Here is a 19,311-nt window from a genome sequence, read left to right on the forward strand (position 1 = left end):
CTCGCGCCTTTTGAATGCGTGCGGTCTGAAAATCAGGCCGCGGTCGATGCGTTGGTGGCCGGAGCTGCGGTCTGTGCCGCGAGCTTCGCGGCCTTGGCTTCCGCTGCCTTCGCCTCGTCGGCACGGATCTCCGACAGGCGCTTCTGCACTTCCGAAGAGAACACGTACTGCGCCGGCCGCTGCTTGGAGAGATCGATCTCCGGAGCCATCGGGCCCTCGGTCTTGATGCCGAACAGCGAGACCTTCAATGCCTTGAACGGGTTGCTGACTGCGGCGTTGGCAGCGGTCGGCTCGTAGCCGCAATGGGCCATGCAGTCCGCGCACTTCTCGTACTTGCCGGTGCCGTAGGTGTCCCAATCGGTGGTTTCCATCAGCTCCTTGAAGGTCTTGGTATAGCCTTCACCGAGCAGGTAGCAGGGCTTCTGCCAGCCGAAGATGTTGCGGGCAGGCATGCCCCACGGCTCGCACTCGAAGTTCTGGTTGCCGGCGAGGAAGTCGAGGAACAGGCCGGAGTGCATGAAATTCCACTTCTTGCCCTTGCCGAGCGCGAACACGTCGCGGAACAGCTTCTTGGTCTTGGTGCGGTTCAGGAAGTGCTCCTGATCCGGCGCGCGCTCGTAGGCGTAGCCGGGCGACATCGAAACACCGACCCCAAGTTCAGTCGTGAAGTCGAGGAACTTGGCGATCTCCTCGGCCGGATGGCCGTCGAAGATGGTCGCGTTGACGTTGACGGTGAAACCGCGTGCCTTGGCAGCCTTGATCGCGGACACGGCGCGGTCGAACACGCCCTTCTGCGACACAGCCTTGTCGTGGTGATCCTTCAGGCCATCCAGATGGACCGAGAAGAACAGATAAGGCGAGGGCTCGAACAGATCGAGCTTCTTCTCGAGCAGCAGCGCGTTGGTGCAGAGAGAGACGAACTTCTTGCGCGCGACCAGGCCGCGCACGATTTCGCCGATCTCTTTGTGGATCAGCGGCTCGCCGCCCGGGATTGCGACCATCGGCGCGCCGCACTCGTCGGCGGCGTCCCAGCATTCTTGCGCCGACATGCGGCGGTTCAGGATCGCATCGGGATAGTCGATCTTGCCGCAACCGACACAGGCGAGGTTGCAGCGGAAGAGCGGCTCCAGCATCAGCACCAGAGGATAACGCTTCCGGCCGAGCAGCTTCTGCTTGACGAGATACGAGCCGATCTTGATCTCTTTGAAAAACGGTATCGCCATGAATGTTTATCTTTCTTGCATCACGGGAGAGAGGCGCGGCTGACGTTGGGTCAGCTCGGCCGGCAGTCTGAACTCGATATTTTCCTCCCGGCCCGGCAGCACGGACACTGTCACCGGTCCGATTCTCCGCAGGGCGTCAATCACATCGTCCACCAGCACCTCCGGCGCCGAGGCGCCTGCGGTGATGCCGACGGTCTTCGCGTCCTTCAACCATTCAGGATTGAGCTGGCTGCCGTCGGCGATGAGGTAGCTCGGGACGCCGACTTCGGTCCCGATCTCGCGGAGGCGGTTGGAGTTGGAGCTGTTGGTAGCGCCGACAACCAGAATGACGTCGACGAGCTTGCTGAGGTCTCGCACCGAAGACTGGCGGTTTTGTGTCGCGTAACAGATGTCGCGGGTGTCGGGGCCTTCGAGGTCGCTGAAACGGTCTTCAAGCGCGGCGATGATGTCGCGGGTGTCGTCCACGCTCAGCGTGGTCTGGGTGATGTAGGCCATCGGCTCGTCGCTCGGCAGATCGAGCGCGGCGACGTCCTCGACGCTCTGCACGAGGATGACGGGGCCGGGGACCTGTCCCATGGTGCCGACGACTTCGGGATGACCTTCATGGCCGATCAGGACCAGCTTGCGTCCCTTGGAGACGTAGCGCTTGCCCTGATTGTGGACCTTGGTCACGAGAGGGCAGGTCGCGTTCAGGACGGGGAGGCTGCGGGCCGCAGCCTCTTCCTCGACGCTCTTGGCGACGCCATGGGCGCTGAACACGGTGATGGCATTGGCCGGCACTTCGTGCAGATCCTCGACGAAAACCGCGCCTTTCGCCTTCAGGCTTTCGACAACGTACTTGTTGTGCACGATCTCGTGACGGACATAGACCGGCGGCCCATACTTCTCGAGCGCGCGTTCGACGATCTCGATCGCGCGCACAACGCCAGCGCAAAACCCGCGTGGCTGAGCCAGCAGGATTTTCATCTCGGCTTTTGGGGGCACGGGATTAAGCAAGCTGCACCGCGCTGATCTCGCCTTCGCGGCCCAGTGCCTCGAAGACACGCGTCACGATGCCCTTGGCGTCGAGGCCGGCCTTTGCGTACATCGCGGCCGGGCTGTCCTGATCGATAAACGTATCTGGCAGAACCATGGAGCGAACCTTCAGTCCCTTATCGAGCGCGCCATTCTCTGCAAGGGTATGCAAGACCTGCGCCCCGAAGCCCCCGATCGAACCTTCCTCGATGGTGACGAGCACGTCGTGATCGCGCGCCAGACGCAGGACCAAGTCCGTATCGATCGGCTTGGCGAAGCGTGCATCAGCCACAGTGGCAGTCAAGCCGTGGGATTTTAGAATGTCTGCAGCCTTCAGGCATTCCTGAAGCCGGGTGCCGAGCGAGAGCAGGGCGACCGACGAGCCTTCGCGAACAATGCGGCCCTTGCCGATTTCAAGCGGAACGCCAACCGACGGCAAGTCGACGCCGACACCGTCGCCGCGCGGGAAGCGGATGGCGGACGGACGATCGTCGATGGCGGCAGCCGTCGCGACCATGTGAACCAGTTCAGCCTCGTCGGCAGCGGCCATGAGCACCATGCCGGGCAGACAGCCGAGATAGGCGATGTCGAACGAACCCGCATGGGTCGGTCCGTCTGCGCCAACCAGACCGGCGCGATCGATGATGAAGCGGACCGGCAGACCCTGGATGGCTACGTCGTGCACCACCTGGTCGTAGGCGCGTTGCAGGAACGTGGAATAGATCGCGACGAATGGCTTGAGGCCTTCGGAGGCAAGTCCGGCGGCGAAGGTCACGCCATGCTGCTCGGCGATGCCCACGTCGAACGTCCGCTCGGGGAACGCCTTGCCGAAAATATCGACGCCGGTGCCGGACGGCATCGCGGCAGTGATTGCAACGATCTTGTCGTCTTTCTCGGCTTCCTGGACCAGGCTCTGGCCGAACACCTTGGTGTAGGCGGGCGCGTTGGCCTGGGCTTTCGCCTGCTTGCCGGTGGCGACATCGAACTTGACCACGCCGTGATACTTGTCGGCCGAGGACTCGGCCGGGACATAGCCCTTGCCCTTTTCGGTCACCACATGGATCAGGGTGGGGCCGACCTTCGAATCCCGTACGTTCTTGAGAACGGGCAGGAGATGGTCGAGGTTGTGGCCGTCGATCGGGCCGACATAGAAGAAGCCGAGTTCCTCGAACAGCGTGCCACCCGACAGCATGCCGCGGGCGTATTCCTCGGCGCGCTGTGCGCCCTTTTCGATGAACTTCGGAAGACGCTTGGCGACCTGCTTGCCGATTTCGCGCAGCGAGCGGTAGGTGTTGCTGGACGTCAGGCGCGACAGATAGGACGACATCGCGCCGACTGGCGGCGCGATCGACATTTCGTTGTCATTGAGAATGACGATCAGGCGCGAGTCCATCGCACCTGCATTGTTCATCGCTTCATAGGCCATACCGGCCGACATGGCGCCGTCACCGATGACCGCGATGACGTTGTTGTTGCCGCCGGCGAGGTCGCGCGCGACGGCCATGCCGAGGCCTGCGGAAATGGAGGTCGACGAGTGCGCAGCGCCGAAACAGTCGTACTCGCTCTCTGCGCGCTTGGTGAAACCGGACAAACCGCCACCCTGACGCAGGGTGCGAATTCGGTCGCGGCGCTCGGTCAGAATCTTGTGCGGGTACGCCTGATGACCGACGTCCCAAATGACGCGGTCGGCGGGCGTATTAAAAACATGATGTATTGCAACCGTCAGTTCAACGACACCAAGACCGGAGCCGAGATGACCACCAGTTACCGCAACCGCGCTGATCGTTTCGGCGCGCAGTTCTGCCGCAACTTGAGGCAGGTCGCTTTCCTTCATCTTCCGAAGGTCAGCGGGCGACTTGATTGCGTCGAGCAATGGGGTTGAAGAGGTCATACCAAGGCTTCCGATGCGACTGTGGAACAAGACAAGAACATTTTGCAGTGTAGCATTATTGCAGCTATGCAGCAGTACTTCTGAGGAACTGCTGGTTAAAAGCCACTATTGTGTGACTTAAGGGCATCGTTTGAGGCATCAGTAAGTTAACGGCTTGCCTCCCCGGCAGTTGCCTTTACCCCAAGCTGGCCGCCAGAAATAGAAAGAAAACCTGTGCTGACAAGGACTATTGTATCGCTTGTTCGTTTTTGCACGCGCCATGCATGGCTGGTCCTCGTGGCTGGCTTGGCTCTGGCTGCCGCGGCAGGCGTCTATTCCCACCGGAACTTCGCTATCAATACCGATGTTGCAACGCTCATCTCCCCTAATCTGGACTGGCGGAAGCGCGAAATCGACTTCGAAAAGGCCTTTCCGGGCCGAAACGACTCGATTCTGGCCGTTGTGGAGGCGCCGACGCCGGAACTCGCCCGGCAGGCTGGCGACGCCCTTGAGAAGAAGTTGCGGCCACAGACCGAAAGGTTCATTTCGATCAGGCGGCCGGGCGGCGGGGCCTTTTTCGACAATAACGGCCTTTTGTTCCTGCCGACCCCCGAGGTGGCCAAGCAGACCGGCCAGCTGGCCTCGGCAGCCCCGCTTTTCGACATTCTGGTGGATGACCCAAGCCTGCGGGGGTTGACCGGCGTTCTGGAGTTCGGTCTGGCCGGTTCCCAGCGGGGACAGTATTCGCGCGATTCCATGGCCCGGCCGCTGAACCTGGTGGCCGATACCGTCGAGAAAGTGGTGGCGAACAAGCCGGCGACCTTCTCCTGGAAGGAACTCTCCAGCAACGAGCCGCTGACGCCCGCCGACACCCGTGCGCTGCTTCAGATACGGCCTGTGCTTGACTTCAAGGCGCTGGAGCCGGGCGGCGCCGCGGTCGATGCCATTCGCAAGGCGGCCGAAGACGCCAAACTCGCGGGGGATTACAGCGCCAAGGTCCGTCTCACGGGGCCGGTTCCGATCGCAAACGATGAGTTCGCGACGGTGCAGGAGGGGGCGCTTGTCACCCACACGGGTACGGTCCTGATCGTGCTCTTCATCCTCTGGTGTGCGCTGAAGTCATCCAAGATCATTGGTGCGGTTTTCATCACGCTCGTGATCGGTCTGTCGATCACCACAGCCGTCGGGCTGATGCTGGTCGGTGCGTTCAACCTGATTTCGATCGCGTTCTTCGTGCTGTTCGTCGGTCTGGGGGTCGACTTCGGCATTCAGTACAGCGTGCGCTATCGCGCCGAACGCCATGAAATCGATCAGCTCGATCCGGCGCTCGAGAAAGCCGCCGAGTATTCCGCCGTTCCGCTCACGCTCGCGGCGGTGGCGACGGCAGCCGGGTTTCTCTCGTTCTTGCCGACCGACTACAAAGGCGTGTCGGAGCTCGGGAAGATTGCCGGCGCTGGCATGATCATCGCGTTCATCGCCGCCATCACCGTGCTGCCCGCGTTGCTCAAGATTCTGAATCCTCCGGGCGAGGCTGAGCCGCTCGGCTTCAAGTTTCTGGCGCCGGTCGATCGTTTCCTCGAGGAGCATCGCGTCGGCGTGGTCGCAGCGACGCTCGGCGTCGCCGTTCTGGGTCTGCCGTTGCTGTACTTCCTGCAATTCGACTTCAATCCGATGAACCTGCGCAGCGCGAAGGTTGAGTCGGTTGCGACGTATCTGGATCTTCGCCGCGATCCCAATACCGGCACCAATGCCGTCGAGGTCATGGCTCCGTCTACGGCTGCGGCGAAGCAAATTCAGGAGCGGCTTAGCAAGCTTCCGGAAGTCTCCCGGACCGTCTCGCTGGATACCTTCATTCCGGACGATCAGCCGGCCAAGCTCGCGATCATCCGCAAGGCCGCGGCATCGCTCAACCCGATTCTGAACGAGACATCGCGCGGCACGGCACCGTCCGACGAAGAAAACATCGCCGCTCTGAAGGGCTCGGTGGAAAGTCTGCGCAAGACTGCGAGCGACGACAAGGGGCCGGGCGCGGTGGCCGCACGCCGGCTCGCAAATGCACTGGACAAGCTTGCGCAGGCTGAGAGAGCCACGCGCGAGAAGGCGACCGCGACCTTTATCTCACCGTTGAACGTGGCGCTGGATCAGGTGCGCGGTCTGCTCAAGGCGCAGCCTGTGAGCGTGAAGACCCTTCCGCCGGACATCCTGGAAGACTGGACGTCTGCTGATGGCCGGACGCGCGTCGAAGCACAGCCCAAGGGTGACCCCAACGACAACGACACGCTGCGCGCGTTTGCGGGTGCCGTCCTGAAGGTTCAGCCCGACGCGATCGGTGGCCCGATTTCGATTTTGAAGTCCGGCGACACCATTGTCCGGGCATTCATCCACGCCGGTTTTTGGGCATTGCTATCGATCGCAATCCTGCTCTGGATCGTGCTCAAGCGGATCGGTGACGTGCTGTTGACGCTGGTGCCGCTGGTTCTGGCAGGTGTGGTGACGCTCGAGATCTGCGTGCTGATCGGACTGCCGATGAACTTCGCCAACATCATTGCGCTGCCGCTGCTGCTTGGCATCGGCGTGGCGTTCAAGATCTACTATGTGACAGCGTGGCGGGCGGGGCAGACCGACCTGCTGCAGTCGAGCCTGACGCGGGCGATCTTCTTCAGCGCCATGACGACTGCGACGGCGTTCGGCAGCCTGTGGCTGTCGAGCCATCCCGGCACGTCGAGCATGGGCAAGTTGCTGGCGCTGTCATTGGTAACGACGCTGGCGGCGGCTGTGCTGTTTCAGCCGGCGCTCATGGGCAAGCCGCGCGATAAATAGCGCGGCTCAGCCCGGTTCGTCAGCGAGGCGCGTTCGCGATCTCGGGGAGGAGGCATACCTCGGAGGTTGCGGTTTCGGCCGATCCCGCCTTTGCCGCGCCGCCCTTCGGAGCGGCCGGTTTCGGTGTCCCGATCGGGGTCGGGAACGGCTGAGGGGTCTTCGGCGCAGCGGCACTGGTGCCGGGCGCGCCGGTCTTGGCGCCGCCGGGAGCTGCCGGCGTGGTTTCAGCGACGCGGGTCCAGGTCTGCCCGCCGCAAAGGATCATGGCGACGCAGCCTTCGATGCGCAGTGCGTTGGCAGATTTGAGCTGGATCGAGGAATCATAGGTCTTGCCGCTGGTGGCGTCGTAGACCTTGCCTTCCCATTTATCCTTCTCGTCTTCGACTTTCTTCATGTTCAGGAGAATCGGCATGCCCAGCAGGGGACGCGTCCGTTTCGCCTTGTCGGGATTATTCTTGTCCAGGCCGCCAGGGATGGATTCGGAGGCGACAACGCCCCACAGCCTCGAATTGCAATCGACGATTCGGATCGTCGCCTTGCCGTCCTCGTCTCGCCATTCGCCCAACGGTTCGGCGGCAGAAGCCGCGCCGGCGGCAGCGAGCAAGAACATTCCACTAAAGGCCAGTTTCTTCATGAATCCTCGCGTGCATTGCAACCAATTTAAACACAAACGTCGTTCATTGTTCCAGAGATTGACAAAACGACGCACATACTAATTTCAGTTGACTAGAAGCCTGACAAACGAAGTATGTATGACATCATGCAGCCAAATCTAGACATTTCAGAGATGTTCGCGGACCGCCAATTCCAGCGCAATGCTCTGCATACGCGATATCTCAATGAGCAGCTCGTCCGGGTTCTCAAGACGATTGGCTATGACGTCGGTTTTCAGCGCGGGCAGGGCCAGTATCTGTTCGACCGCGACGGCGATCGCTATCTCGATCTGTTGAGCGGGTTTGGCGTCTTCGCACTTGGCCGCAATCATCCCACCGTCAAGGAAGCTCTCAAGAGCGTCCTGGACAGCGATCTTCCAAATCTCGTGCAGCTCGACCTGTCCACGCTCGCCGGTATTCTGGCCGAGCGCCTGATCGCGCATGTGCCATATCTGGACAAGGTGTTTTTTGCGAATTCAGGGACGGAATGTGTCGAAGCTGCGATCAAGTTCGCGCGCGGCGCGACCGGTCGCACCGGCATCGTCTATTGCGACCATGGCTATCATGGACTGTCCTACGGCTCGCTGTCGCTGACCGGCGACAAGAATTTCCGTGACGGGTTCGGGCCGTTGCTGCCGGACTGCTTCTCGATTCCGTTCAACGATCTTGCCGCGCTTGAAAAGGCGCTGGTGTCCCGCCAGATCGCGGCCTTTATCGTCGAGCCGATCCAGGGCAAGGGCGTCAACATGCCTGACGACGGTTATCTCGCCGGCGCGGCGGCGCTCTGCAAACGCTACGGCACGATTTTTGTTGCCGACGAGATCCAGACCGGCATGGGCCGCACCGGGCGTTTTCTTGCGGTCGAGCACTGGAATGTCGAACCCGACATGGTACTGCTGTCGAAGTCACTCTCCGGCGGTCACGTTCCGGTCGGAGCCGTGCTCACGCGCAAGGCGATCTTCGACAAGATCTTCGATCGTATGGACCGCGCCGTCGTGCACGGATCGACGTTCTCCAAGAACGATCTTGCCATGGCTGCGGGTATCGCGACGCTGGAAGTGCTCAAGCAGGAAAAGGTGATCGAGAACGCAGCAGCGCGCGGCGCCGAGCTGCTCGCGACCCTGTCGGCGATGATCCCGCGCTACGAGCTGTTGAAGAACGTACGCGGCAAGGGACTGATGATCGGTGTCGAGTTCGGCCCGCCGAAATCTCTGGCGCTCAAGGCTTCGTGGACCATGCTGGAAGCGGCGAGCAAGGGCTTGTTCTGCCAACTGATCACGATCCCGCTGTTCAAGGATCACAAGATCCTCAGCCAGGTGTCCGGCCACGCCAGCCATACTATCAAGCTGCTGCCGGCCCTTACGATCACGCAGGAAGATTGCAACTGGATCACTGGCGCATTCGATACTGTGATCGAGAGCAGCCACCGCGTCCCGGGCGCGATCTGGTCGCTCGGCAAGACGCTGGTGGACAACGCCGCAAGAAAATCAGCCTGACAACGTCAGGCTGATCGGGGTCTGTTCATCATGTCGGGAAGTGCGGTCGTTTACTGACCGTGACTGCGCAGAACGGCATCGCACTTCTTGCTGATCTTCGCGCGGTTCGCCTGAAGGCAGCCCAGGATCACGAGATCGCCATCGTTCATCACCGTACGGCAGTGACGCGACACGTCAGGAGCGCACGACTTCTGTTCTTCCGGCGTGCCGCTGCGCTGCGGAGCAGGTGACTGCGCAAAAGCGCCTACGGTTGCCGAGACAAGCAGGGTGGTCGCGAAAAGTACTTTGAACATCGTTATCCCTAGCGTTCGATTGACCAGGCTATAGGTCGAACACATCAGAATGCGAGATACAAGCCTTCAAGCCGCGGCATACGCATCGTATTTCGCCGGGTGTGGCGTGGATGCACGGCTTTTTCGCGCCACAGCATCGTGCGAGCTATAAAACGCCAACTATCGCCACAATTGATCGCGGTTCACAACTAGCGCGCTGACAATTGCGACGGTGTAACGGGGTTCCGTTGCACCAGGGTGGAGGCGATGATCAGCGTTGGAACCAGAATAACAAGTCCGATCGTAGTGATCTGCCATTGCGAGATCGGCATGATGCCGCCGCCCGGCGTGGCGAGAACAAATCCTCCGAGAACCAGCAGCACCCGAAGCGGCCACTCCAATGCTCCCGTTCGCCGCAAGTCGCCGACGAAAGCCTGGTAGCCCTGGATGCCGCCGCAGATGAACAGGGTGCCGATTCCGGCAAGCGCCATCAGGCCAAGCGCTGTGAGGTAGGGCGCATCGCCCTGCAGCACGAGCGCGGGGTTGAGTACAAAGAAGAACGGGATGAAGTAGATGATGCTGCCGACCCACATCGATTCCCAGCCCGTCTTCATCGCAGGCGAACCGGCGATACCGGCTGCTGCGAAGGACGCGATCGCGACCGGGGGCGTGATGGATGACAGCATGCCCCAATAGAAGATGAACATATGAACGGCCATCTTGTTGAGGCCGACTTTCTCCAGTGCCGGCGCGACGAGGATGGCGAGGAAGATGTAGCAGGCCGTTGTGGTCAGGCCGAGGCCCAGCACCAGGCTGGTAAAGGCGCACATCACCAGCAGCAGGAATGCGTTGTCTCCGGCGATGGTGAGCAGATCGTTGGCGAGACTGGAGATAACGCCCGTCATGGAGAACGCGCCGATCAACAGTCCGCAGCCCGCGAGGATGCCGACCAGTTCGACGAAGGTGCGCCCGTTCACTTCCAGGAACTTGCTGATGGTGGCAAGCGTCCAGCGGGTGTCCTTGGAGAACAGCTGATTCAGCACCAGCAGCAGCGCAGTCGCGTAAAAGGGTGCGTGGCTCTCGCGCTTGAAATGCAGGAGCATCACGATCAGCAGCGCGATGACGAAAATATAGTACCAGCCTTCCTTCACGGTATCCCACACACGCGGCAACTCGGAGCGCGGAATGCCCGCGAGGTTGTGCCGCGCAGCGTAGGAATCCACCTGCATGAAAAGTCCGAGATAATAGAGAGCCGCCGGGATAATCGCTGCGAGCGCGACTTCCGCGTAGCTGACGTTCAGGAATTGCGCGATGACGAACGCGGTCGCCCCCATGACCGGCGGCGCGAGCACTGCACCGGTCGAAGCGCAGGCCTCAATGGCGGCGGCATATGAGGCGCGGAAGCCGCTCTTCTTCATGACCGGAATGGTCATGGTGCCGGCTGTGAGCACGTTTGAAATGATCGAGCCCGACATCATGCCGAGCAGGCCGCTGGCGAAGATGCAGACCTTGGCGGCACCGCCGCGGAATGTTCCGCAAAGCGCGAAAGCGATGTTGATGAAGAACTTGCCGGCGCCGGTCATCATCAGCGCCGTGCCGAACACCAGGAAGCCGATCACCGTGTCGGCAAAGGCCTGAATCGGAATGCCCAGCAGACTCTCGCCGGAGAGGACGTGATAGGCCGTTGCCTGCTCGATGTTGGACTGGGTGCCGCGAAACGGACCGAGCCATGACCATTCCGCAAACAGCGGATAAACGGTGAAGGGGAAGACGCAGAGCAGCAAGCTCCAGCCGCCGGTGCGGCGCAGCGCTTCCATCAGCACCGCCCACATGACCAGGCCACCCGCTATCACCGGTGTCGGTGCTCCTGCGAACTCCCATCCGAGGGCCGCGGCCTTGCGGATGTTCATCATCAGCCAGATCGCAGAAGCGAACGTCGCAATGAACAGGGCAACATCGTACCAGGGAATCCGATCGAGCGGAGCCTTCTCGCTTCCCGGGAAAATCAGGAACGTGAACGGCAGCATCAGCGCTATCAGCAGGTAGAAGTATTCGGTGTTGAGTTGGGTGTAGCCGATAAAGAAGCGCAACGTGAATTGCTGGTTGATGCAAAGGAGGATGGTCGCGGCGGTTGCGATGACCAGCGTCCAGCGCCATCCACCGCGAAGGGTTCGCACGCGCGTGACTTCGGCTTCCTGCAGGCCGCCTACGCCGGCGTGAGGGTCGTCGAACACAACCTTCTTCGGGGCCGTACTGGCGGCGGCAGCCGCGCCGGAAGCGGCTGCCGTGCCTTGGGTGTTATCGGACGAAGCTGACATTTGCGATACCGAGGTGGGATGTTGACGACGTCCGCGGAATCGAAACGGCTATTCCTCGAAACCGTTTGGCATGTTTGCCTTTGCAAGGGCTGCCTTGCGCGCTGCCATCCATCCGGTGAGGAAGGCTGCCGGTTCAGCTGGCGCGCTCGCGGTGTTGTACGCCTTCCATGCATCCTCCAGAACGCCTTGCCGCTTGATCAGGTCGTTGTTGTATTTTTCGTCGGCATCGGTCCATTGCCCGGCTTCCTTCAGTGCCTTCGCGGCGCCGGGATGATATGGGATGACCCACTGCTTGGTCTGCTTCTTGACGTCAAGGCCGGACGAGCCCGGGGCGGCGTCCTTGTACATGTCGTAGTTGACGATCATTGCCTTGGTGAGGCCGTAGATCTGGTCCGCAGGCTGCGTCGCGTAAGCCGTTGCGATCGGGTAGGGGTAGGTTGCGAGCTTCAGAGGTTTGGAAGCGTCGATCGCCGCGCCGCAGGTCGTGTTGTGGGGATTGAAGAATGCGCCAACCTTCTTGACGCGGTCCCAGGCGGCTTTGTCATCCGCCGGCAATTCCGGCCAGACAATGCCGCGCGGCGAGCTTTCCAGCTCCTTGGCGGGGCCCGTTACCGTCGAACCGAACGCGCCGTCGGCGTCGTTATTGATAACGCCCTTCCACATCGCGCCGTAGCTCGCGAACTCGACGATCTTGACGTCTTTCTGGGTGAGGCCGGCGTAAGCGATGATCGCCAGCGCATTCTGGTTCAATGCAGGTGAACCCACGACGAAGCCGAGCCGCTTGCCGCGAAAATCCTTCCACTCCTTGACGCCGGCGTCTTTCGCCACGCCGACCGACAGCCCGTTGCAGTCGACGGTCGAGAGGGTCATCTGCAGCGCCTGGGGCCCCCATTCCTTGACGCCGAACTCGAACACGCCTTCCTGGGCGAAATAGCTGCCCGTGCCCATCCAGGCGAGAACCGCGCGATTTGCGCGCAGTGGGGCCAGCCGCGCCACGTCGTTGCCGGCCGGAAGCACGCGAACGTCGGAGCCGTACTTGTCCTTCATCATCTTGCCGACGCCGACGGCGATGTTGAAGCCGGACGTGCCGGTGTCATAGGCGGTGAACGCCATCGAAGTCGGCAGCTTGATGTCCTGCGCGAGCGCCGGCGACATCGCCGAGCCCGCAAGAATCGTCGCTGCAACCGCAGTGATATGCTGCTTCATGAATAACCCTCCCCAATTGCTTTCGCTGTGCGAAACGCGTTTTTGATTTTGCCGGATCATGTCATCGTGCAGGAGCCTGTGCAACGCCTGCAAGCCTACTAAGGTGTACTGGACAGTTTGTCGCGGAAACGGATCGCTTCGCGAGATTCACGTCTCAAGAAGAGCGATCGTCTGTCCCTCTGCCACGACGTCGTCGATACCGACGAGAATCGATGTGATTTTCCCCGCGGCAGGGGAGGGGACGGGAATTTCCATCTTCATTGCTTCGACGAACACGACATCGCCACCGTTTTCGATGCTGCCACCGGCACTGGCCGCAACCGCGCAAACGCGTCCCGCAACATCGGTGATGATCTTGATCTGCGCCACTGATTTCTCCCCCATCCGCTTTGAGCAGAGCAAGCAAGCTCTACAAGCGCGGCTTCTTTATTGTGACGAAAGATTGCCCGAGGTAGCGTGTTCCGCAAGAGGAAACTTTATTCCGCATAACAGAATGAGCGCGTTCGCGCCGCGTACGGCAAGGAGTGATGATGAACTGGAAGCCTGAACTTGACGAACTCGCGCGGCGTGAAGCTTTTGCAAAAGAAATGGGCGGCGCCGACAAGGTCAAGAGGCAGCACGATCAGGGTCGACTCACCGTGCGCGAGCGCATCGACAAGCTTGTCGATTCGAAGAGCTTTCACGAGATGGGCGCGATTTCAGGCATCGCGGAGTATGACGAGAAGAATGAGCTGAAGACGCTCACTCCCGCCAACTGTGTGTTCGGCCGCGGCAAGATCGAGAATCGCCCTGTCGTCGTCGTAGGCGATGATTTCACCGTCCGTGGCGGCTCCGCGGACGCATCGATTTCTGCCAAGCCGACCATGGCGGAGCAGATGGCGCACGATTTTCGCTTGCCGATCATCCGCGTCATCGAAGGCTCCGGCGGCGGCGGCTCGGTCAAGACGATTGAAACCAAGGGCGCTGCGAACCTGCCGGGCGGCGTGGGCGGAACGACCTGGTACTGGTACACGACCGCGAACATGGCGCGGGTGCCTGTGGTCGGTCTCGGTCTCGGCTCGGTCGCAGGGCTCGGCGCGGCGCGTCTCGCAGCCAGTCATTATTCCGTCATGACCAAATCATCTGCGATGTTCGTCGCCGGCCCGCCGGTGGTGGCGCGTCTCGGACAATCGCTCGACAAGCAGGAGCTCGGCGGCTGGCAGATTCAGACCAAGGCCGGCGCGGTCGATCATGCGGTCGATACCGAAGAAGAGGCATTCGAGTGCGCGCGGAAATTTCTGTCATACCTCCCGTCATCGGTATTCGATCTGCCGCCCACGACGCCCTGCGATGACGATCCCGAGCGTAGTGACGAGGCGCTGCTCAACGTGGTGCCGCGCAGCCGCAAGCAGATCTACAAGATGCGGCCGATCATCGAGTCCGTGGTCGACAAGGGATCGTTCTTTGAGATGGGCCAGAATTTCGGACGCTCGGTGATCACCGGTTTCGCGCGCCTTGATGGCCGAGCCGTGCTGCTGCTGGCGAGCGATCCTTATATTTACGGCGGGTCGTGGACCGCCGATGCGTGCCAGAAGGTGGTGCGCTTCGTCGATCTGGCGGAAACCTTCCACCTGCCGGTGGTTTATCTGATGGATTGCCCCGGCTTCATGATCGGACTTGAAGCCGAGAAGGCCGCAACAATCCGCCACGGCGTGCGTGCGATGACAGCCGTCAATCAGACCACGGTGCCGTGGTGCACGATCATCGTCCGCAACTCGTTCGGCGTGGCGGGTGTCGTTCATCAGCCGGCGGGCCGGTTCTCGTTGCGGTATGCGTGGCCGTCGGCCTATTGGGGCTCGCTGCCGCTGGAGGGTGGCATTGAGGCGGCTTACCGGGCCGACATCGACGCCGCCGAAGACCCCAAGGCAAAGCTGGCCGAGATCGAGGACCGGCTGAACAAGCTGCGGTCACCGTTCCGATCAGCGGAAAAATTCTGGGTCGAGGAGATCATCGACCCGCGCAAGACCCGCTCGCTGCTCTGCGAGTTCGCAAGGCTGGCAGAGCCGCTGCGCACGCCCGGCGTCGCGAAGATGGCGATCAGGCCGTGATTATTTGGCGTCGGCGACGATCATCGCCGCGCCCTTTTCCGCGATCATCGCAGTCGGCGTGTTGGTGTTGCCCGATGTGATCGTCGGCATCACCGACGCATCGACGACACGCAATCCCTTGAGGCCGTGAAGGCGAAGGCGTTCGTCGACCACGGCGAGGGGATCGCTGGCGCTTCCCATCTTCGCGGTGCCGACAGGATGAAAGATCGTGGTGCCGATATCGCCCGCAGCTTTCGCCAGTGACGCATCGTCATCGCCTACTGACGGGCCGGGCAGATACTCGCTTGGATGATAGTTGCTCAGCGCATGCTGCTTCATCAGCTTGCGCGTGACGCGGATGGCGTCGGCGGCGACCTGACGGTCTTCAGGTGTGGACAGATAATTCGGCGCGATCGCCGGAGCCTGATCCGGAACATCGGATTTGATGCGGATGGTGCCGCGTGAGGTCGGGCGCAGATTGCAGGCGGCGATGGTGATGGCCGGGAAGCGGTGCAGCGGTTCGCCGAATTTATCCAGCGACAGCGGCTGGACGTGAAACTGGATGTTGGCGCGTTCCTGCCGCGGGTCCGAGCGCGTGAAGATGCCGAGTTGCGACGGCGCCATGGTCAAAGGTCCGCGCCGCCGCAGCAGATAATCGACGCCCATCCAGCCGCGCCGAAACAGATTGTAATAGGTCTCGTTCAGTGTACGCACGCCCTCGACCTTGTAGATCGCGCGCTGCTGCAAATGATCTTGCAGGTTGCGGCCGACGCCCTGCCGGTCGAGCACGGGCTCGATGCCGAGCGGCGACAGCCATTCCTGCGGGCCGATGCCGGAGCGATGCAAGACCTGAGTCGATCCAACGGACCCCGAGCACAGGATGACTTCGCCCTGCGTGCGGGCCTCGATGGTTTCGCCGTTCTGACGGAAGCGCACGCCGACCGCGCGGCCGCTCTCGACGATCACCCTGTCGACCAGCACATTGGTCTCCAGCCGCAGGTTTGGCCGCGACAGTGCGGGCTTCAGAAACCCGCGCGCGGAGGACCAGCGCCGGCCGCGTTTCTGATTGACGTGGAAGTATCCGACGCCCTCGTTGTCGCCGGTGTTGAAATCCGGAGTCTTGCGAATTCCCATCTCATGCGCGGCTTCAGCAACCGCATCGAGCACGGCCCATGACAGCCGGGGCGCTTCGATTCGCCAGCCGCCGCCGACGCCGTGGTGTTCGCTTTCGCCGAGGAAATGATCTTCGAGTTTCCTGAACGCAGGAAGCACATCGTCCCAGCCCCAGCCGGTCAGTCCGAGTTGCCGCCAGTGATCGTAATCCGCCGCTTGTCCCCGCATGGAGATCATGGCGTTGATGGCCGACGATCCGCCGATCACCTTGCCGCGCGGATAGGCCAGCGCACGCCCATTGAGACCGGCTTCCGGCTCGGTCTTGAACATCCAGTCGGAGCGGGGATTGCCGATGGCAAAGAGGTAGCCGACCGGAATGTGAAACCAGATCCAGTTGTCCTTGCCGCCGGCCTCCAGAATCAGGACGCGCTTGCGCGGATCGGCGGAGAGGCGGTTGGCGACGATGCAGCCGGCGGTACCGGCGCCGACGACGATATAGTCGAAATCCCCCTCGAGACGTTTCGCCATTCCCTGTCCTGCATTTTCTCTGGTCAAATTGAACGCTTTTCTTCTTATGGCCCCGGGCAGGGTTCGCTGTACAGTATGGTTCCGCGCAAGCCCCGTTTGCGCGGATGTTGGGTCCCCCGCGGGCTCATGCTAGTTTTTTCTGTCCTGAGCCTGTGAGGTTATGCCGTGCCCATTCTGAACCGCGTCGCCGATCTGCAACCCGAAATCATGGGATGGCGCCGCGATCTGCATGCACATCCGGAATTGATGTACGATGTGCACCGCACCGCGGCATTCGTCGCCGACCGGTTGCGGGAATTTGGTTGCGATGAGGTCGCGACCGGCCTTGGACGTACCGGCGTGGTGGGCGTCATCAAGGGGCGAAAGCCGGTCAATGGCGGCGATCTGAAAGCGATCGGATTGCGGGCCGACATGGATGCACTGCCGATCGAGGAAGAAACCGGCGTGGCTTATCGCTCGACCGTGCCGGGGAAGATGCACGCCTGCGGTCACGACGGTCACACCGCGATGCTGCTCGGCGCGGCGCGCTATCTTGCGGAGACACGGAATTTCGCCGGCGATGCCGTGATGATTTTCCAGCCGGCCGAAGAAGGCGGGGCGGGCGCCGAGGCGATGATCAAGGACGGCCTGATGGACCGTTTCAAGATCGAGCAGGTCTACGGCATGCATAACTCGCCGGGCATGCCGATCGGCACGTTTGCCACGCGCGTTGGACCTGCGATGGCGGCGACCGATCACATCAACATTCATATCGAGGGCCTTGGCGGCCATGCCGCGCGCCCGCACAAGAGCATCGACTCGGTGCTGGTCGGCGCGCAGCTCATTACCGCCTTGCAGTCGATCGTGTCCCGGAGCGTCGATCCGCTGGATGCTGCGGTGATTTCGATTTGCGAGTTCCACGCGGGCAACGCCCGCAACGTGATTCCGCAGACCGCGGAACTGTTCGGCACGGCACGAACGCTGACGCCCGAGGTGCGGGATCTGATCGAGCAGCGGGTGCGTGAGGTCGTGAACGGGGTTGCGCAGCTCTCGGGCGCGAAGATCACGCTTGATTACGAGCGCAGTTATCCGGTGCTGGTCAATCATCCGGCCGAAACGGGTATTGCCGCCCGCGTTGCGGCCGACGTCGCAGGCGAGGGCAATGTCAGTTCCGAGATACCGCCGGTGATGGGCGCGGAAGACTTCGCCTACATGCTGGAAGCGCGTCCGGGCGCCTTTATCTTTATCGGTAACGGCGACAGCGCGGGGCTGCATCATCCGGCCTACAATTTTAACGACGACGCCATCGTCTATGGCTCGTCCTACTGGATCAAACTGGTCGAAAGCCAGCTCGCAGGCTGACGACGAGTCGCTACCGGACGGTGCATCCTGTTCGGAACCATGATCATCACATCGCGTTGAGAGGCGGGAACGATCCCGTCAAACATGCGGAGTGGGACAATGGCAGCGAGGAAATCGGCGAAGAAGTCAGCCAAAAAGTCGGTCAGGAAATCAGCGAAGCAATCCGCATCGAAGCGGATGGCCGCAAAGCGAGCCGTGCCGAACGATAAGGATCTCAACGATCTGTTTCATGACACGCTCAAGGACATCTACTTCGCGGAGAAGCAGATTTTAAAGGCATTGCCGAAGATGGCCAAAGCAGCTCAGTCGGCAGACCTGAGCGCCGCATTCAAGAAACATCATGGGGAAACCGAAGGCCAGGTCGATCGCCTCGAGCAGGTGTTCAAGCTGATCGACAAGCCCGCGAAGGCCAAAACCTGTGATGCGATCATGGGAATCCTCGACGAGGGCAAGGAGATCATGGACGAATACAAAGGCACCGAAGCGCTCGATGCCGGATTGCTGGCAGCCGCGCAGGCAGTGGAACATTATGAAATGTCGCGTTACGGCACGCTCAAAGCCTGGGCTGCCCAGCTTGGCATGAACGAAGCTGTAAAATTGCTCGATGAAACGCTTCAGCAGGAACGCAAGACTGACAAAGATCTCACGGCACTTGCTGAAGGTGCTGTGAATTCCGAAGCGCTTGCTGCGTGATCTATTTTTCCCTCTCTCCGCTTGCGGGGAGAGGGGTTTACGCCGCCTTCAGCTTGTGCAGGAACGAGGCTGCAAGCTTCAGGTCTTTCACGAAGTTGGCATACTCGCGCGCTTTGGCGTCTTCGTCCGGCAGCCGCAGCAGATAGGACGGGTGAACTGTGACCAGCACCTTCCTCTCGGCTCCGGCTTCATTGAGATCAATCAGGCGTCCGCGATTCTTGCCGATCGGCGTCATTTTGCCGAACACGCTTTGCGCGGCCGTTGCGCCCATCGCGACCACCAGGGCAGGTTTAATCGACGCGAGTTCGCGCTCGTACCATGGCCGGCAGGCTTTGATTTCAGGTGTATTCGGTTTCTGATGCAGGCGGATTTTTCCGCGCGGTACGAATTTGAAATGCTTCACCGCGTTGGTGACATACACCTTGTCCCTGTCGAGTCCGGCTTCCTCCAGTGCGCGGTTGAGGACCTGCCCGGCGGGGCCGACGAACGGCTTGCCAGCGAGGTCTTCTTTGTCGCCGGGTTGCTCGCCGACCAGCATGATTGGCGCATGTGCCGGGCCTTCGCCGAACACGGTCTGGGTCGCATCCTTCCAGAGATGACAGGCACGGCAACTGGCGGCTTCGGCACGGAGGGCGGCAAGCTGGGTTGAATGTGCGGCCGCAGAAGACATGATTTTCTCCCTTGTTCGGCTGGTCAAT

The 19,311-nt window shown here is 61.3% G+C and carries 14 protein-coding genes and 1 pseudogene; 5 read left to right on the forward strand and 10 right to left on the reverse strand.

Going from position 1 to position 19,311, the window contains the following annotated elements:
* Positions 1-32 precede the first annotated feature (32 nt).
* From hpnH to dxs, 3 genes are read right to left on the reverse strand one after another with little or no spacing between them, the layout of a single operon-like run.
* Entirely contained in the window at positions 33-1,223 is a 1,191-nt protein-coding gene (gene hpnH / locus I554_RS0118005) for an adenosyl-hopene transferase HpnH (protein WP_024573913.1), read from the reverse strand.
* A 6-nt stretch (positions 1,224-1,229) separates the two neighbouring features.
* Positions 1,230-2,189 carry a 4-hydroxy-3-methylbut-2-enyl diphosphate reductase gene (gene ispH, locus I554_RS0118010; protein WP_034461841.1) on the reverse strand — a complete coding sequence of 320 codons (960 nt, stop codon included), beginning with the start codon at positions 2,187-2,189 and terminating at the stop codon, positions 1,230-1,232.
* Between the two features lie 22 nt (positions 2,190-2,211).
* Positions 2,212-4,128: a 1-deoxy-D-xylulose-5-phosphate synthase gene (dxs, locus tag I554_RS0118015; protein ID WP_024573915.1), complete on the reverse strand. Its 1,917-nt coding sequence runs from the start codon at positions 4,126-4,128 to the stop codon at positions 2,212-2,214.
* Positions 4,129-4,341: 213 nt separating this feature from the next.
* On the opposite strand from dxs, the gene I554_RS0118020 reads away from it, so the two are divergent.
* Positions 4,342-6,927, forward strand: a complete 2,586-nt coding sequence (locus tag I554_RS0118020) for an MMPL family transporter (protein WP_024573916.1) — start codon at positions 4,342-4,344, stop codon at positions 6,925-6,927.
* Between the two features lie 19 nt (positions 6,928-6,946).
* Here I554_RS0118020 and I554_RS0118025 read toward each other — a convergent pair whose 3' ends face one another.
* A complete protein-coding gene (locus tag I554_RS0118025; RefSeq protein ID WP_024573917.1) occupies positions 6,947-7,561 on the reverse strand; it encodes a DUF2147 domain-containing protein in 615 nt (204 codons plus the stop codon).
* A 123-nt stretch (positions 7,562-7,684) separates the two neighbouring features.
* Here I554_RS0118025 and hpnO point away from each other — a divergent pair, with 123 nt between their 5' ends.
* Positions 7,685-9,076 (forward strand): aminobacteriohopanetriol synthase HpnO, encoded by a 1,392-nt coding sequence (gene hpnO, locus I554_RS0118030; RefSeq protein ID WP_024573918.1) that lies wholly within the window; start codon positions 7,685-7,687, stop codon positions 9,074-9,076.
* A 50-nt stretch (positions 9,077-9,126) separates the two neighbouring features.
* Here the strand turns inward: hpnO and I554_RS0118035 are convergent, their stop codons facing one another.
* The 4 genes from I554_RS0118035 to I554_RS0118050 form a co-directional block, all read right to left on the reverse strand.
* A complete protein-coding gene (locus I554_RS0118035; RefSeq protein ID WP_024573919.1) occupies positions 9,127-9,369 on the reverse strand; it encodes a hypothetical protein in 243 nt (80 codons plus the stop codon).
* A gap of 188 nt (positions 9,370-9,557) precedes the next feature.
* Positions 9,558-11,666, reverse strand: coding sequence for a TRAP transporter permease (locus I554_RS0118040; protein ID WP_024573920.1), 2,109 nt, complete (start codon positions 11,664-11,666; stop codon positions 9,558-9,560).
* A gap of 48 nt (positions 11,667-11,714) precedes the next feature.
* Positions 11,715-12,872, reverse strand: coding sequence for a TAXI family TRAP transporter solute-binding subunit (locus I554_RS0118045; protein ID WP_024573921.1), 1,158 nt, complete (start codon positions 12,870-12,872; stop codon positions 11,715-11,717).
* Positions 12,873-13,019: 147 nt separating this feature from the next.
* Positions 13,020-13,241: an acetyl-CoA carboxylase biotin carboxyl carrier protein subunit gene (locus I554_RS0118050; protein ID WP_024573922.1), complete on the reverse strand. Its 222-nt coding sequence runs from the start codon at positions 13,239-13,241 to the stop codon at positions 13,020-13,022.
* A 161-nt stretch (positions 13,242-13,402) separates the two neighbouring features.
* Here I554_RS0118050 and I554_RS0118055 point away from each other — a divergent pair, with 161 nt between their 5' ends.
* A complete protein-coding gene (locus I554_RS0118055) occupies positions 13,403-14,959 on the forward strand; it encodes a carboxyl transferase domain-containing protein (RefSeq protein WP_024573923.1) in 1,557 nt (518 codons plus the stop codon).
* On the opposite strand, the gene I554_RS0118060 is transcribed toward I554_RS0118055, so the two are convergent.
* Complete coding sequence (locus tag I554_RS0118060) at positions 14,960-16,579, reverse strand: GMC family oxidoreductase N-terminal domain-containing protein (protein WP_024573924.1); 1,620 nt, start codon at positions 16,577-16,579, stop codon at positions 14,960-14,962.
* Between the two features lie 165 nt (positions 16,580-16,744).
* On the opposite strand from I554_RS0118060, the gene I554_RS0118065 reads away from it, so the two are divergent.
* Both I554_RS0118065 and I554_RS0118075 read left to right on the forward strand, forming a co-directional pair.
* Entirely contained in the window at positions 16,745-17,920 is a 1,176-nt protein-coding gene (locus tag I554_RS0118065) for a M20 aminoacylase family protein (protein ID WP_024573925.1), read from the forward strand.
* Between the two features lie 177 nt (positions 17,921-18,097).
* Positions 18,098-18,613 carry a DUF892 family protein gene (locus tag I554_RS0118075; RefSeq protein WP_029659334.1) on the forward strand — a complete coding sequence of 172 codons (516 nt, stop codon included), beginning with the start codon at positions 18,098-18,100 and terminating at the stop codon, positions 18,611-18,613.
* A 37-nt stretch (positions 18,614-18,650) separates the two neighbouring features.
* Here the strand turns inward: I554_RS0118075 and I554_RS0118080 are convergent.
* A pseudogene (locus I554_RS0118080) lies at positions 18,651-19,301 on the reverse strand (UdgX family uracil-DNA binding protein); the annotation flags it as partial.
* Positions 19,302-19,311 lie beyond the last annotated feature (10 nt).

It is taken from the genome of Afipia sp. OHSU_II-C1 (assembly GCF_000497575.1).
Taxonomy (GTDB): Bacteria; Pseudomonadota; Alphaproteobacteria; order Rhizobiales; family Xanthobacteraceae; genus Afipia.